The 14,891-nt window shown below is 69.6% G+C and carries 16 protein-coding genes; 3 read left to right on the top strand and 13 right to left on the bottom strand.

What is annotated here, in order from left to right; all coding sequences use genetic code 11:
- Positions 1–25: 25 nt before the first annotated feature.
- From ACOZ38_RS06240 to ACOZ38_RS06225, 4 genes are all read right to left on the bottom strand, one after another.
- The gene (locus tag ACOZ38_RS06240; RefSeq protein WP_424529173.1) at positions 26–1,105 is read right to left on the bottom strand and encodes an adenosine deaminase; all 1,080 of its coding nucleotides are present in this window, start codon (positions 1,103–1,105) and stop codon (positions 26–28) included.
- 26 nt (positions 1,106–1,131) lie between these two features.
- Entirely contained in the window at positions 1,132–1,485 is a 354-nt protein-coding gene (locus ACOZ38_RS06235) for a cupin domain-containing protein (protein WP_405144764.1), read from the bottom strand.
- A 46-nt stretch (positions 1,486–1,531) separates the two neighbouring features.
- A complete protein-coding gene (locus ACOZ38_RS06230) occupies positions 1,532–2,182 on the bottom strand; it encodes an AMIN-like domain-containing (lipo)protein (RefSeq protein ID WP_424529172.1) in 651 nt (216 codons plus the stop codon).
- A gap of 176 nt (positions 2,183–2,358) precedes the next feature.
- Positions 2,359–3,804 (bottom strand): MFS transporter, encoded by a 1,446-nt coding sequence (locus ACOZ38_RS06225; RefSeq protein ID WP_424529171.1) that lies wholly within the window; start codon positions 3,802–3,804, stop codon positions 2,359–2,361.
- An 86-nt stretch (positions 3,805–3,890) separates the two neighbouring features.
- On the opposite strand from ACOZ38_RS06225, the gene ACOZ38_RS06220 reads away from it, so the two are divergent.
- Both ACOZ38_RS06220 and ACOZ38_RS06215 read left to right on the top strand, forming a co-directional pair.
- Positions 3,891–4,259, top strand: coding sequence for a MarR family winged helix-turn-helix transcriptional regulator (locus tag ACOZ38_RS06220; protein WP_405144759.1), 369 nt, complete (start codon positions 3,891–3,893; stop codon positions 4,257–4,259).
- A 75-nt stretch (positions 4,260–4,334) separates the two neighbouring features.
- On the top strand, positions 4,335–4,685 hold the full coding sequence (locus ACOZ38_RS06215; protein WP_424529170.1) for a PRC-barrel domain containing protein: 351 nt from the start codon (positions 4,335–4,337) through the stop codon (positions 4,683–4,685).
- Positions 4,686–4,751: 66 nt separating this feature from the next.
- On the opposite strand, the gene ACOZ38_RS06210 is transcribed toward ACOZ38_RS06215, so the two are convergent.
- From ACOZ38_RS06210 to ACOZ38_RS06190, 5 genes are read right to left on the bottom strand one after another with little or no spacing between them, the layout of a single operon-like run.
- A complete protein-coding gene (locus ACOZ38_RS06210; RefSeq protein ID WP_424529169.1) occupies positions 4,752–6,029 on the bottom strand; it encodes a thymidine phosphorylase in 1,278 nt (425 codons plus the stop codon).
- A gap of 41 nt (positions 6,030–6,070) precedes the next feature.
- Positions 6,071–6,469 (bottom strand): cytidine deaminase, encoded by a 399-nt coding sequence (locus tag ACOZ38_RS06205; RefSeq protein ID WP_424529168.1) that lies wholly within the window; start codon positions 6,467–6,469, stop codon positions 6,071–6,073.
- On the bottom strand, positions 6,466–7,734 hold the full coding sequence (locus ACOZ38_RS06200) for an ABC transporter permease (RefSeq protein WP_424529167.1): 1,269 nt from the start codon (positions 7,732–7,734) through the stop codon (positions 6,466–6,468). The genes ACOZ38_RS06205 and ACOZ38_RS06200 overlap by 4 nt, the downstream gene beginning before the upstream one ends.
- Positions 7,731–8,873, bottom strand: coding sequence for an ABC transporter permease (locus ACOZ38_RS06195; RefSeq protein ID WP_424529166.1), 1,143 nt, complete (start codon positions 8,871–8,873; stop codon positions 7,731–7,733). The genes ACOZ38_RS06200 and ACOZ38_RS06195 overlap by 4 nt, the downstream gene beginning before the upstream one ends.
- Positions 8,870–10,477, bottom strand: coding sequence for an ABC transporter ATP-binding protein (locus ACOZ38_RS06190; protein ID WP_424529165.1), 1,608 nt, complete (start codon positions 10,475–10,477; stop codon positions 8,870–8,872). Before ACOZ38_RS06190 ends, ACOZ38_RS06195 begins: the two co-directional genes overlap by 4 nt.
- Here ACOZ38_RS06190 and ACOZ38_RS06185 point away from each other — a divergent pair.
- A complete protein-coding gene (locus ACOZ38_RS06185) occupies positions 10,401–10,559 on the top strand; it encodes a hypothetical protein (protein ID WP_405152263.1) in 159 nt (52 codons plus the stop codon). The two genes, ACOZ38_RS06190 and ACOZ38_RS06185, sit on opposite strands and share 77 nt — an antisense overlap.
- A gap of 202 nt (positions 10,560–10,761) precedes the next feature.
- Here the strand turns inward: ACOZ38_RS06185 and ACOZ38_RS06180 are convergent, their stop codons facing one another.
- From ACOZ38_RS06180 to ACOZ38_RS06165, 4 genes are all read right to left on the bottom strand, one after another.
- Positions 10,762–11,835 carry a BMP family lipoprotein gene (locus tag ACOZ38_RS06180; RefSeq protein ID WP_424529164.1) on the bottom strand — a complete coding sequence of 358 codons (1,074 nt, stop codon included), beginning with the start codon at positions 11,833–11,835 and terminating at the stop codon, positions 10,762–10,764.
- A 225-nt stretch (positions 11,836–12,060) separates the two neighbouring features.
- Positions 12,061–13,302, bottom strand: a complete 1,242-nt coding sequence (locus tag ACOZ38_RS06175) for an amidohydrolase (protein ID WP_424529163.1) — start codon at positions 13,300–13,302, stop codon at positions 12,061–12,063.
- Positions 13,289–14,470 (bottom strand): glutamate--cysteine ligase, encoded by a 1,182-nt coding sequence (locus tag ACOZ38_RS06170; RefSeq protein ID WP_424529162.1) that lies wholly within the window; start codon positions 14,468–14,470, stop codon positions 13,289–13,291. The genes ACOZ38_RS06175 and ACOZ38_RS06170 overlap by 14 nt, the downstream gene beginning before the upstream one ends.
- A gap of 190 nt (positions 14,471–14,660) precedes the next feature.
- Positions 14,661–14,876 carry an SCO4848 family membrane protein gene (locus tag ACOZ38_RS06165; protein ID WP_405144745.1) on the bottom strand — a complete coding sequence of 72 codons (216 nt, stop codon included), beginning with the start codon at positions 14,874–14,876 and terminating at the stop codon, positions 14,661–14,663.
- Between the last annotated feature and the right edge of the window lie 15 nt (positions 14,877–14,891).

Below are 14,891 nucleotides of genomic sequence, written 5' to 3'. Positions count from 1 at the left end.
CACGCTAACGCCTCGCACGCAGTGCTCAAGCCTGCCACTTGAGCCGGGCGAACCCCGGCTTGATGACGCCGTTGATCAGCGCGAGCCGCTCGTCGAACGGGATGAACGCTGACTTCATGGCGTTGACTGTGAACCACTGCAGATCGTCCCACTCGTAGCCGAAGGTCTCGACGAGGTTGGCGAACTCCTGGGACACGCTGGTGTCACTCATCAACCTGTTGTCAGTGTTGACGGTCACCCGGAAGTACAGGCGGCGCAGGAGGCCGATGGGGTGCTCGGCCAGCGAGGACGCCGCGCCGGTCTGGAGGTTGGACGTCGGGCACATCTCCAGCGGGATGCGCTTGTCGCGCACGTAGGCCGCGAGGCGCCCGAGCTTGGCGGTGCCGTCCGTGGCGACCTGGATGTCGTCGATGATGCGCACGCCGTGCCCGAGCCGGTCGGCGCCGCACCACTGGATGGCCTGCCAGATCGACGGCAGCCCGAAGCCCTCGCCCGCGTGGATCGTGAAGTGGGAGTTCTCCCGCTGGAGGTACTCGAAGGCGTCCAGGTGCCGGGTGGGCGGGTAGCCGGCCTCGGCGCCGGCGATGTCGAACCCGGCCACGCCCACGTCGCGGTAGCGCACGGCGAGCTCGGCGATCTCCATCGAGCGCGCCTGGTGGCGCATCGCGGTGAGCAGTGCCCCTACCCGGATGTTCCGGCCCTCAGAGCCGATCTTGAAGCCTTCCAGGACGGCCTCCACCACCTGGTCGAGGCTGAGGCCCGCGGAGATGTGCAGCTCGGGCGCGTACCGGACCTCGGCGTAGACGACGCCGTCGTTCGCCAGGTCCTCCGCGCACTCGGCGGCGACCCGCACCAGCGACTCCCGCGTCTGCATGACGCCGACCGTGTGGTCGAAGGTCTCCAGGTAACGCTCCAGCGACCCGGAGTCCGACGCCTCGCGGAACCAGGTGCGAAGCTCCTCCACGTCGGTGGTGGGGAGCCGGTCGTAGCCCGTCTCGCGGGCGAGGTCGATGATCGTCTCCGGTCGCAGGCCACCGTCGAGATGGTCGTGGAGAAGGACCTTGGGGGCCTTGCGGATCTCGTCGAGCGTGGGCTGCTGGGTCATCGGAACATCCTAAGGAGTCTTTCGCGTCACTCGTCGCGGTTCACGGTGTCGGGCGAGAAGGCGGGCATGCAGACCGCGACGTACTCCGCGCCCTCAGGGCCGACGGTGTAGCGGATCTTCTCGCCAGGGAAGCTCACGAACGCCTCACCAGAGGACACCTCGGTCACGCCCTCGTCGTGCTCGATCACGACGGTGCCGCGCAGCACGAGGGTGTACTCGGTGAACCGAGGGGTCTGGGCCGGCTCCTCCCAGCCCGCCGGGGCGGTCATGTGGGCGATGGACACCTGGTCGTCGCCACTGTTGACACGGCCGACGTACTCGTCGATGACCTTGCCGCCCGGCACCGGGATGCGGGTCGCGCCCGCTATTTTGCGTACCACGCGACCAGTGTATTGATCCGCGCGCTTCGCCCGGCATGCCCCCGATCTAGTGGGCGACGTCGATGACCAGCCGCGACGGGTTCGACTGCTCGCTGACCCGGAACCCCGCGCGGTGGCGCAGCACGATGGCCACGGTCACGACGCCCTCGAAGTCGCCGATCCGCACGACGCCTGTGACGTTGCCGAGGTCCGGCTGGAACATGGGAGTCCTCCCCCAGGTGGGCTTGCCGTCCTCGGTGTGCGCGCTGGCCGGGGTCAGCGTGGCCTGGAGGTACGCTCCGCCCTTGATGTCGACGGGCTCGCCGGAGCCGTCCTCGATGAGCTGCTTCACCCAGCCCACGGTGTACCCCGTCCTGGCGCCCAGCAGGTCGATCACCACCCGGTCGTACCCCTGGTGGGCGGCGAGGCGCACTCCCTTGACCAGGGGCGGCCTGGCGGGCGCGCGTTTGACCTCGACCTGCTTGGTGCCGGTGGGCGGGGCCAGGTCGGACGAGCCGGTGGACTGGGTGACCGTCGCAGTGGGCGTCGGGGGCGAGGACGCGGGGGCCGACGGAGAGACCGAGGACGGAAGGGGGGCCGGCGACGACGCCGCGGGCGTGATCGCCGCCCCTGACGGAGAGCTCGGGGTGGTGCCGCAGGCCGCGGCGAGCGCGAGCGGCACGAGTGCGGTGGCGATCCTGTTCATGGGCCTCTTCATGGGCCTCGGCTCCTCCGCTGGGTTCTCCAACTCCTTAGATGCCGAGAATGCCTCACCAGTTCGCGGGGAAACTTCCTATCCCGAAAATGTGTCCGAAGTGCCCCTGTACGTGCGAGGAGCCCCCCGGCGCGCACGCGCCGGGGGGCTCACCAGGAGGGATGGAGGTCGGCCGGAGCTCAGAGGGTCTCCAGGACCTTGACCTCGTCTCCCTCTCCTACCTCCGCGACCGGGGCCGCCGTACGGGCGCGGAGGAGTCCCGTGAGCGCGATGGCGAGGCCGATGAGCGCGATCGCGGCGCAGACCGCGAACGACGACCGGACGGCCGTCATGGTGACCGCGCCCCCGTCGGCGGTCACCACGGCGGCCACGACCGCGAGCACGAGCGCCCCGCCGACCTGGCCCGAGGTGTTGAGCAGGCCGGACGCCAGCCCCTGTTCGTCGTCGGCCACTCCGGCGGTGGCCTGGATGTTCAGCGAGGGGAATGACAGCGCGAAGGCGATGCCCAGCAGCACCATCCCGGGGATGACCAGCGTGCCGAGGCTCGGGTGCTCGCCGGCGTTGAGGAAGACCGCGTACCCGGCGGCCAGGGCGAACGACCCGATGACGATCAGCCGGGCGGTGCCGAACCTGTCGGCGAAGTCGCCCATCTTGGTGGAGGTCACGGCGACGAGCAGGCCGGCCGGCAGGAACGCCAGCGCGGTGTGCAGCGCCGACCAGCCGAGCAGGTTCTGGAAGTACTGCATGGCGACGAACTGGAAGCCCACGTACGAGCCGAAGAGGATCACCAGGCCCAGGTTGGCCCTGACCAGCGGCCCCGAGCGCAGGATGCCCAGCCGTACGAGCGGGTGCCTGACGCGCCGCTCGACGGCGACGAACAGCGCGAGCAGGACCACGGCGCCCGCGATGCCGGCGATGGTGCGCACCGAGCCCCACCCGGCCTCGGGCGCCTGGACGACGGTGAACACGAACAGCAGCATGGACGCGGTGATGGTCGCGGCGCCGACCAGGTCGTAACTCCCGGTGGCCCGCTCCTCCCCGGAGTGGCGCGGAAGCAGCTTGACCCCCGCCACCAGCGCGATGATCGCGACCGGCACCGGCATGAGGAAGGTCCAGCGCCACCCGAGCTCGGTGAGGAACCCGGACAGGACCAGCCCGAGAGAGAAGCCACTGGCACCGCAGGCGGTGAAGATGCTCAGCGCGCGGTTGCGCGCCGGGCCCTCCGCGAAGGTCGTGGTGATGATCGAGAGCGCGGCGGGAGCGGTGAAGGCCGCGCTGATGCCCTTGATGAACCTGGCAGCGATCAGCAGGCCGCCGTCGTCGACGAGCCCGCCGAGCAGGGAGGCGACGGCGAAGACGGCGAGCGCCACGAGGAAGACCCTGCGGCGGCCGAGCAGATCGGCCGTGCGGCCGCCGAGCAACAGCAGGCCGCCGTAGCCGAGCACGTATCCGCTGACGATCCACTGCAGGGAAGAGGTGGAAAGGCCGAGGTCGGCCTGAATGGACGGTAGGGCCACTCCGACCATCGAGACATCGAGAGCATCGAGGAACACGACGGCGCAGAGCACGGTGAGCGCTCCCCAGAGGCGCGCGTCCCATGGTTCGTCATGTGAGGAGGGGAACATGGGCCAGGACATTACATGCGCATGCATTCAATGCACAAGCATTTAATTCGCGTGCATCTAATGTGCGTGCATGCTATAGTCCCGGCATGGAAGACCTCGACGTCGTGGACTCATGGCGTGAGTTGCTGGCCCGGCATGCGGCCACGTGGTGCACGCTCGAACGCGAGCTGGGCGAGAAGCACGGGTTGGGCGTCAGCGACTTCGAGGTCCTCGACCGTATGGCCGAGTCCGAGCACGGGAAGTACCGCGTCCAGGAGCTGGCCGACGCCGTTCACCTCAGCCAGAGCGCGCTGTCGCGGCTGATCTCGCGCCTGGAGAAGGCCGGTCTGGTCTGCCGCAACATGTGCGCCGAGGACCGGCGCGGCGTCTTCGTGAAGATCACCGAGGCCGGCGTCGAGCGCCACCGCCAGGCCCTGCCCACCCACCGCGCCGTGCTCAACGCGTCACTTTCATGATCGCCGGCCGCGTTTGGCGCGGCTACTCCGGGTAGTCGAGGGATATCACCGTCTCGACGACAGGGAGTGCGACACATGACCGAGGCCTGGACCTACCGCGAAGGCGTCGCCCCCGACCCGGACCTGAGCCTCATCGACTACGACGTCGAGGCCACCGACGGCAAGATCGGCACGGTGGACGAGGAGAGCAACGTGGCCGGGGACAGCTACCTGGTCGTCGACATCGGCTTCTGGCTCTTCGGCAAGAAGGCCCTCGTGCCCGCGAGCATGATCACCGGAGTCGACCCCCAGGAGAACAAGATCTACCTCGCCCGCACCCAGGAGGAGATCAAGGACGCTCCGGAGTTCGACGAGGACACCTACAAGGACGTCGCCTATCGCCGGCAGGTGGGCGAGTACTACGGCCGTTTCCCTTACGCACCGTAAGCGCCCGGGCCCAGGGCTCTCCTCGCGTCGAGGAGGGCCCCGCGCCCGTCGCCGAGGGGCGTGGCGTCAGGCGGTGATCCGGTCGATCACTAGCGGGAGCAGGCCCGGGTCGGCCGCCTCGCCGACCTGGTAGGCGCCGTCGAGCGCCGCGAGGGCCCGCTCGAAGCGGGCGGTCTCGTCGGCGTGCAGGGTCATCAGGCGCTGGCCCTCGCGCACGGTGTCACCCGGCTTGGCGTGCAGCGTGATCCCCGCGCCGAAGGACACGGAGTCCTCCTTGCGCGCCCGGCCCGCGCCGAGGCGCCAGGCCGCGAGCCCGACCCCATAGGCGTCCAGCCTGGTCAGCACCCCGGAGGCGGGCGCCGTGACCTCGACGGTCTCGGCGGCAGTGGGCAGCGCGGCGTCCGGGTCGCCGCCCTGGGCGGTGATCATGCGCCGCCAGGCGTCCATGGCCGAGCCGTCCTTGAGCGCCTCCTCGGGGTCCTTCCCGGAGATGCCGCCCGCCGCCAGCATCTCGCGCGCGAGCCGTACGGTCAGCTCCACCACGTCGGACGGGCCGCCTCCGGCGAGCACCTCGACGGACTCCTGGACCTCCAGGGCGTTGCCGACGGCGAGGCCGAGCGGGCGGTCCATGGCGGTCAGCAGCGCCACCGTCGTGACCCCGTGGTCCGTGCCGAGGTCGACCATCGTACGAGCCAGCTCGCGGGCCGTCTCGACGCTCTTCATGAACGCGCCCGAGCCGACCTTGACGTCGAGCACCAGCGCGCCCGTACCCTCGGCGATCTTCTTGGACATGATCGAGGAGGCGATCAGCGGGATCGACTCGACCGTGCCTGTGACGTCGCGCAGCGCGTACAGCTTCTTGTCGGCCGGCGCGAGCCCGTCGCCGGCCGCGCAGACCACCGCGCCGGCCTCCCGCAGGACGGCGAGCATCTCGTCGTTCGAGAGCGACGCCCGCCAGCCGGGGATGGACTCCAGCTTGTCCAGCGTGCCCCCGGTGTGGCCGAGGCCCCGTCCGGACAGCTGGGGAACGTACGCGCCGCACGCGGCCACCAGCGGGGCCAGCGGCAGCGTGATCTTGTCGCCCACGCCGCCCGTGGAGTGCTTGTCGGTGGTCGGCCTGTCGAGCGCCGACCAGTCCATGCGCGAGCCGGACCTGATCATCGCCTCGGTCCACCTGCCGATCTCGCGGCGGCCCATCCCGTTGAGCAGGATCGCCATGGCCAGGGCGGACATCTGCTCGTCGGCGACCTCTCCCCGCGTGTAGGCGTCGACCACCCACGAGATCTGGTCCGCCGACAGCTCGCGGCCCTCCCGCTTGGTGACGATGACGTCGATCGCGTCCATCAAAGGCCCCCCGGAAAAAAGGATCGTCAAGTGAGAAAGGTTCAGGCGCCGCGGGACAGGTCGTCAGGGCCGAAGGCGAACGGCAGGATGTCCGCCATCCTCCAGGGCCCCTCGGGGGTCTCCACCAGCAGCTCGGGCCCGCCGTGCTCGAAGAGGAGCTGACGGCAGCGCCCGCAGGGCATGAGCAGCTCGCCGTGGCCGTCGACGCACGTGAACGCCACGAGCCTGCCGCCGCCCGAGGCGTGGAGCGCGGAGACCAGGCCGCACTCCGCGCACAGCCCGAGGCCGTAGGAGGCGTTCTCCACGTTGCACCCGGTGACCACGCGGCCATCGTCCACCAGCGCGGCGGCGCCGACGGGGAACTTCGAGTACGGCGCGTACGCGTGGGCCATCGCGTCCACGGCCCGCCGCCGCAGCGCGTCCCAGTCGAGGTCGCTCATTTCGCCTGGCCCTTCCGGTAGGGAACGCCGTCGGCCGCCGGCATGCGCAGCCGCTGGGAGGCCAGCGACAGGACCAGCAGCGTGGTGAGGTGGGGAGTGAACGAGGTGAACTGCTCGGCCACGGTGTCGGTCACCGCGAAGACCGCGAACACCAGCACCGCGAAGACGCCGCTGATCAGCGCCGCGCGGTTCCTGTGCTGCTGTACGAGCTGGTAGACCGCGAAGGCGGCGAGCAGCATCGCGACCACCAGCAGCAGCGCGTGCACGGACGTGCCGCCCTGGCGGAGCTGGAGCGCGTCGGTGTACCCGAAGAGCAGCGCGCCGCCCGCGAGGCCGCCCGGCCGCCAGTTGCCGAAGATCATGGCGGCGAGGCCGATGAAGCCGCGGCCGCCCGTCTGGCCCTCGCGGTAGATGCCCGCGGCCACGATCGACAGGAAGGCGCCGCCGAGGCCGGCCAGCGCTCCGGAGATCACGACCGCGAGGTACTTGTAGTAGTACACGTTGACGCCGAGCGACTCGGCCGCCACGGGCCGCTCGCCGCACGCGCGCAGCCGCAGCCCGAAGGCCGTGCGCCAGAGCACGTAGAAGCTCAGCGGCACCAGCAGGATCGCCACGATCGTGAACAGCGAGATGTTCTGCGTCACGCCGCGGAGCACGCCCGCGATGTCGGACAGCAGGAACAGGTGGGTGCTCTCCAGGTCCCGCAGCGGTACGCCGATGCCGGGGATGCTGACGTCCGTGACGGGCGGGATGCGCGGCGACTGGGTCTCGCCGCCCCCCTTCATGCCGGTGAAGACGAGCTTGGAGAGGTACTCGGTGACGCCCAGGCCGAGGATGTTGATGGCGACGCCGGAGATGATGTGGTCGACGCCGAACGTGACCGTGACGAGGGCGTGCAGCAGCCCGCCTAGCGCGCCGCCGATCGCTCCGGCGATGACGCCGGCCCACGGGGTGCCGAAGGTCAGGGCGCCCCAGGCCCCGCACCAGGTGCCGAGGATCATCATGCCTTCGAGGCCGATGTTGACCACTCCCGCGCGCTCGGACCACAGTCCGCCGAGGGCGGCGAGGCCGATGGGCACGGCGAGGCCGACGGCCGCGCCGATGGTGCCGCCCGAGGTGATGTCGTTCGCCCCGGTCACCACCCGGGCGATGGACATCATGACGAGCAGCGCCAGCACGCCGAGCAGCAGCACCTGCCAGCTCAGGCGGAAGCGGCGAACCTGCGGTGGCGCGGGTGGCGCCGCGGAGATCTCGGAGACGGTCACGCCACCGCTCCTTCCACCGGTGCGGAGGCCTCCGCGGAGAGCTGCCTGCTCACCCTGCGCTGCTCGGCGGCGAGGCGGTACCGGTGGACCAGCTCGTAGGCGACGATGACCGAGAGCACGATGGTGCCCTGCATGATGATCACGATCTCCTTCGGGATGCCTTCGAGGTCCAGGATGTCCGAGGAGTTGTCGAGGAAACTCCAGAGCAGTGCGCCGATCGCGATGCCGGCCGGGTTGTTGCGGCCGAGGAGGGCGATGGCGATGCCGGTGAAGCCGAGGCCGGTCGGGAAGTCCAGGCTGTAGGAGTACGACGCGCCCAGCAGCTGAGGCATGCCGACCAGCCCGGCGGCCGCACCCGACAGGATCATCGTCAGCAGGACCATCTTCTTGACGTTGACGCCGCTCGCGACCGCCGCCGACTCGGACCGCCCGGTGGCCCGCAGGTCGAACCCGAAGCGTGTCCAGTTGAACAGCACGTGGTACGCCAGGCCCAGAGCCACCGCCACGATGACGAACCCGAAGACCGGGGTCTTCGTGCCGGGGATGAGCTCGAAACCGGGGAACTGGCCGGACGGGGGGATCGGCTTGGTGCCGATGTTGTTGCTGCCCGACACCGCCACGGCGAGGCGGTCGGTGGTGAGCAGCCAGGCGCCGACCCCGGTCGCGATCGAGTTCAGCATGATCGTCGAGATGACCTCGCTGACGCCCCGGGTGACCTTGAGGATTCCGGCGATGGACGCCCAGACGCCGCCCACGGCCACCGCGACGAGGATCGTGACCCCGACGTGCAGCGGGGCGGGGAGCACCAGCGCGCCGCCGACCGCGGCCGCGATCAGGGCGGCGAGACGGTACTGGCCGTCGACGCCGATGTTGAACAGGTTCATCCGGAACCCGACCGCGACGGCGAGCGCGGAGATGTAGTACGTCGTCGCGAGGTTGATGATCATCACGATCGTACGCGGCTGCGAGCCATAGTCGACCAGCAGCTTCATCGTCTCGAGCGGCGGGTTGCCGGTCAGCTGAAGGATGATCGAGGTCACGATGCCGGCGAAGACGATGGCCAGCAGCGGGGCGGCGAGCCCCAGCAGGCCTCCGAGCCTCACCCTGCCGAGCAACCGGTCGGTGAACGACGAACTCATGCTTCCTCCCCGGCGTCGGTCGCTGCCGAGCCGAGTTGCTCAGTGGGCGTGTGGTCCCGGGCGCCGGTCATGGCGGATCCGAGCCGCTCGGGGGTCACGTCGCCGGGGTCGACATCGGCGACCATGCGGCCTCGCAGGATCACCTTCAGGGAGTCGGACAGGCCGATCAGCTCGTCCAGGTCCGCCGAGATCAGCAGGACGGCGAGGCCGGCCGCGCGCGCGGTACGCAGGTGGTCCCAGATGGCGGCCTGCGCGCCAACGTCCACGCCGCGCGTCGGATGGGAGGCGATGAGCACGACCGGGTCGCCGCTCATCTCCCGTCCGACGATCAGCTTCTGCTGGTTGCCGCCGGACAGCGCTGCGGCGTCCACATCGATGCCGGGGGTGCGGACGTCGTACTCCTCGACGATCCGCTGGGTGTCGGCGCGGGCTCCGGCCCGGTCGATCCACGGCCCCCTGACGTTGGGCCTGCGCGTCTGGTGGCCGAGGATGCGGTTCTCCCAGAGCGGGGCCTCCAGCAGCAGGCCGTGCCGCTGCCGGTCCTCGGGGATGTACCCGATGCCGCCCTCACGCCTGCGCAGGGTGGTCCACGCGGAGACGTCGGCGCCGCCGAGCGTGATCACGCCGTCCGCCGGGCGCATGCCCATGATGGCCTCGACCAGCTCCGCCTGCCCGTTGCCCTCGACGCCCGCGATGCCGAGCACCTCGCCCTTGTGGATGTCGAACGAGACGTCCTCCACGACCGCCCGTCCGTCCGGATTGCGTACGGTCAGGTTCCGCACGGCCAGCGCGACGTCGGCGGTGACCGTCGACTCGCGCGTCTCGGGGCTCGGCAGCTCGCTGCCGACCATCAGCTCGGCGAGCTGCCTGGCCGTGACGTCCTTGGGGTCGACGCTGGCGACGGTGGTGCCGCGCCTGATCACCGTGATCGCGTCGGCGACCGACAGCACCTCGTCGAGCTTGTGCGAGATGAAGATGATGGTCAGGCCCTCGCGGACCAGGCCACGGAGGTTGTCGAAGAGCTCGTCGACCTCCTGCGGCACCAGCACGGCGGTCGGCTCGTCCAGGATGAGGATGCGCGCACCCCGGTAGAGGACCTTGAGGATCTCCACGCGCTGCCGCGCCCCGACGCCGAGGTCCTCGACCAGGGTGTCCGGGGCGACCCCGAGCCCGTAGGCGTCGGAGATCTCCTTGATCTTCCGGCGCGCCGCGGCGAAGTCGATGCCGGCCCCGCGCCTGCGCGGCTCGCTGCCGAGGATGATGTTCTCAAGGACGGTCAGGTTGTCCGCGAGCATGAAGTGCTGGTGCACCATGCCGATGCCGGCGGCGATGGCGTCACCCGGCGTGCGGAAGCCGACCGGGGAGCCGTCGACGCGGATCTCGCCCTCGTCCGGCCGCTGCATGCCGTATAGGATCTTCATGAGCGTGGACTTGCCCGCGCCGTTCTCGCCGACGATGGCATGCACATGCCCGCGTCGCACGCTGAGACGGATATCGCGGTTGGCGACGACACCCGGGAATCTCTTGGTGATCCCCTCTAGCTCGACGGCGGGCTCGGTGGCGGTAGCCGAAGAAGTCGAAGTGCTGATGGCGGCCTCCTCCATGCGGATGGCCTCGAAGGCGGGACTGGCGAGCCTCGTGGGCGTGGCGGCCGGTCTTGTCCATGCGGGTGGCCTGGTGGCGTGACTGATGCGTGGCAGCCGGCCGTGTCGGCGGATCCGGTGAGCCCTTCGGGCACTGCGGCCGGCCTCGTGGGCGGTCAGAGGGCCTGTAACTGCGCACCAGCCGTCCTCGTGGGGCCGACCGACGGCCTCGTGGGCGAAGCGGGTGAACTGACAGTAGTCCAGGGGGCCCGGTGAAACTGCCTCCGGACCCCCTGGAACCACGATTATTCGGCGGGAACCTTGATCTCGCCGTCGATGATCTTCGTCTTGTACTCGTCGATCTTGTTCTTGATGTCGTCGACCTGGCCACCGGTGGTGGAGAAGTCGACGCCGCCCGCCTTGAGGTCGTAGGTCGTCGGACCGGCCTTGACCGTTCCGTCGGCGAAGCTCTTCAGGAAGTCGAACACCGCGACGTCGACCTTCTTGAGCATGGAGGTGAGGATGACGTCACGCACGCCCGCGTCGGCCGTGAGCGCCTGGTCGGAGTCGACGCCGATGGCGAAGGCCTTCGCCGCCTTGGCCGCCTCGAAGACGCCGCCGCCCGAGCCGCCCGCCGCCTGGTAGACGATGTCGGCGCCCGCGTCGTACATGCCCTGGGCCGCGGTCTTGCCCTTGGCCGGATCGTTGAAGCCGGCGAAGTCCGGCGGCTGGGTGAGGTACTTGACGTCGATCTTGATGTCCGGCTTGACCGACTGGGCGCCCCTGGTGAAGCCCACCTCGAACTTCTTGATCAGCGGCACCTGCACGCCGCCGACGAAGCCGATGTGGTCCTTCTTCGTCTTCAGGGCGGCTGCGGCGCCCACCAGGAACGAGCCCTCGTTCTCGGCGAACACCAGGTTGGAGATGTTCGGGCCCTCGGCCCCGTCGTCGACGATCGCGAACTTGGTGTCGGGGAACTCGGCCGCGACCTTCTTGGTCGCCTCGGAGTAGGCGAAGCCGACCGCGATGACCGGGTTGTAGCCACCCTGGGCGAGCAGGCGGAGCCGCTGCTCCTTCTGGGCGCCGGTCTCGCCCGGGTTGGCCGAGAGCTCCTTGGTGTCGGCCAGCTTGAGCTCGGTCTTCGCCTTGTCCAGGCCCACCGCGGCGGCGTCGTTGAACGACTGGTCACCACGGCCGCCGATGTCGTACGCGAGGCCGACCTTGGCGCCGGTCGGCGCCGCCGCCGAGGAGGCGTCCGACGCGGCGGGCGCCGCCGTCTCGGTGTCCGAAGTACTACTGCCTCCACATGCCGCGACGGCCATGAGCATGGCCCCCATCGCGGTCGTGGCTGCCAGCTTGCTTGCGTGAGTGCGGAGCAAGGTGACTCCTCCCGTGTATCTTCGCCGTCCAACTTGTGTGCACGCGCGAAGGAACGCACGGCAACCCTGCACGGAAGATAGTTGTTTGACCGGTGTTGGCCAAACCGGCGCCCGGCTCCGAAATAGGTCCGTTATGCAGCTCACGCCGCCCTGTGACCTGCGAAACCGTGAGACGGGACGGCGGGGACGCCATTTCGGGCGCCCCCGCCGTACGGCGGAGCTCTCTCAGGCCGTGACCGGCTGGACGGCATCCTGGTCGGCGGAGGTGCGGTGCCCTTCCCAAAGCGCGGTGAGCGCCGTGGCCGCCATCACGCTTACGCCGACGCCGATGCAGCTCTCGTCCACGTCGAATGTGCCCTGGTGGATGTCGATCTGCCGGGTCTCCCCCGGCGCGCGCACGCCGAGCCTCGCGTACGCTCCGGGAACCGACTCCAGGTACCACCCGAAGTCCTCGCCGCCGAGGGACTGCGGGGTGGGAACGGTGGCGTCGGGGCCGAGCACCTGGCCGGCCGCGTCCCGCAGCATCTGGACGCTGGTCACCTCGTTGATGGTCGGCGGGACGCCGCGGATGTAGTTCATCTCGGCCTCCACACCGTAGGCGATCGCGACCGAGTCGAGCAGCGACTTGAACAGGTCGGGCGCCTCGTGCCAGGCCTGCTCGTCCAGGCAGCGGATCGTGCCCTCGGCCAGGCCGTCGTCGGGGATGGCGTTGGCGACCGAGCCCGCCTGGACCCGGCCCCACACCAGCGACAGCGAGGAGCGGGGGTCGACCCGCCTGCTCAGCGCGGCGGGCAGCTCAGTGACGATCTTGGCAAGCGCGAAGACCAGGTCGGCGGTGAGGTGCGGGCGGGCGGTGTGGCCGCCCGGCCCCGCGACGCGGACGCTGACCTTGTCACAGGCCCCGGTGATGGGACCGACGCGCAGGCCGAGCCTGCCGACCTCGACCCTTGGGTCGCAGTGCAGGCCGAAGATGCGGTCGACGCCGTTGATGCCCCCGGCCTCCAGCACCTTCAGCGCTCCGCCGGGCATGACCTCCTCGGCGGGCTGGAAGATCAGGCGCACCCGGCCGGGCAGCAGGCCGGCCGCAGCCTGCTCGGCGAGGAACAGGCCCGTGCCGAGGACGATGGACGTGTGCACGTCGTGCCCGCAGGCGTGGCAGACGCCCGTGATGGTCGAGCGGTAGGGGACTTCCTTCTCGTCCTGGAGCGGCAGCGCGTCGATGTCGGCGCGCAGCGCGACGGTGGGGCCGTCGCCGCTGCCGATGTCGCAGATCAGGCCGGTGCCGCGCGGCAGCGGTGTCGGCACGAGCCCGGCCTCGGAGAGCCGCGCGGCGATGCGCTCGGTGGTGCGGTGCTCCACGAACCCGAGCTCGGGGTGTGCGTGCAGGTCGCGCCGGAAGTCGATGAGGGACTCGTTGTTGACGTTCAGGAACGCGTCGAGTTCCCCCCGTAGATCACGTGCCGGCATGACCGATCGCCCCGTTCGACGTCCTCGAGTTGGTGGTGACGAAGCGGTCCTCCGCGAGCTCGACGATCGTCGCGTCCACGACGTCGTCGAGGGTGCCGCCTCCGGAAAGGATCGCGCGCTGGCGCTCGCAGGAGTTGCCCTGCTCCACCACGTCGGCGATGGTCGCGAGCTCGTCGGGACAGCCGAGTCGCTCGGCCACCGGCGCCAGCTCGTGCGTCAGCTCGTACAGCATGTCTCTCATGGGCGCGGTCGAGCCGTGGTCGTCGGTGATCACGACCGCGTCCAGCCCGTATCGGGTGGCGCGCCACTTGTTGTCGCGAACGACCCAGGGGGCGGGATGCGGCAGCCGGTACCCGCGGTCGAGCTGCTGATCGAACTGCTGCACCAGACACTGCGACAACGCCGTCACCATCCCGACCTCTCTCAGGGTCGGTATACCGTCGAACATTCGAATCTCAATCGTGCCGAAGTCAGGATGCGGCCGGATATCCCACCACACCTCTTTGATGCTTTTGATGGTCCCCGCCCGCTTCAGGGTGTCCATGTACTCCTCGAACTCGGCCCAGTCCGCCAGCATGTGCGGCGGTCCGGCCGTAGGCAGCGCGCCAAAAACGATGGCCCGACTGGAGGCGAGTCCGGTGTCTTGCCCGCCCCAGTACGGGCTGGAGGCCGTCAGCGCGAGGAAATGAGGCAGGTAGGCCGCAAGTGCGTTGACGATGGGGATGACTTTATCCCTTTCCCGTACCCCCACGTGGACATGTACGCCAAATGTTTGGATCCGCCATGCCAGCCACTGCATCTCCTCGACCAGCTCGGTGTACCGCTGGACGGGTGCGTAGACCGCCTCGCGCCAGTCGCTGATGGCGTGCGTCCCCGTGCAGGCCAGGGCCATGCCCCGCGTCTCGACCACCTGGCGGACGTGGTCGATGGTCGTCTTGAGGTCCTTCACGGCCTCGGACGCCGTGTGGCACACGTCGGTGATCACTTCGAGCTGCGACTGCATCAGCTCGTGCATGACCTTCGGGCGCGGGCTCTCACTCAGCTCGGGGATGGCCTCCAGGACCTGGCGCGCGTCCTGGCGGAGCCGGCGGGTGTGCGTGTCGACAAGCTGGAGTTCCCATTCGACGCCCAGCGTCGGGCCGCGCGAAGGATTGAACTCAATTGTCACGGCACGCCTCCATGGGCATTGGTCTCAGGCCGAGTTTCCGCCGCCTAGCGAAATCGGCCAACCCTGCGGTCACCCCAGTTCGCGCCGACTTACAGGTTTCCCGGCATCGGCGCCAAACCGGAGATGGCCCCCACACATGCATGGTCAACCGCAAAACGGTCGTTTACCATCTCTGCCCGCGAAGAGGGGCTTATATGCGGGCGTCACGCGGGGCAGCGCGCCACGCACGCCAGCCGATGGCCCCGATCGCCAGGGCGAGGATCAGATTGACCGCGATCAGGATGCCGTGCACCACATAGAAGGCCGTGGGGTGCCCGTCGGCGAGGTTGAACCCGAGGTTGATCCACTCGAAGACCATGAAGGCGGCCAGGGCCAGGAGGAACCCGGCGACGCGTCGTGTCATCATCACCTCTTCCATCCT

The sequence above is a fragment of the Sphaerisporangium viridialbum genome (genome assembly GCF_049674955.1).
GTDB lineage: Bacteria > Actinomycetota > Actinomycetes > Streptosporangiales > Streptosporangiaceae > Sphaerisporangium > Sphaerisporangium viridialbum.
Note: the sequence above shows the minus strand (reverse complement) of the source record. Positions and strands in the feature narration are given on the sequence as shown.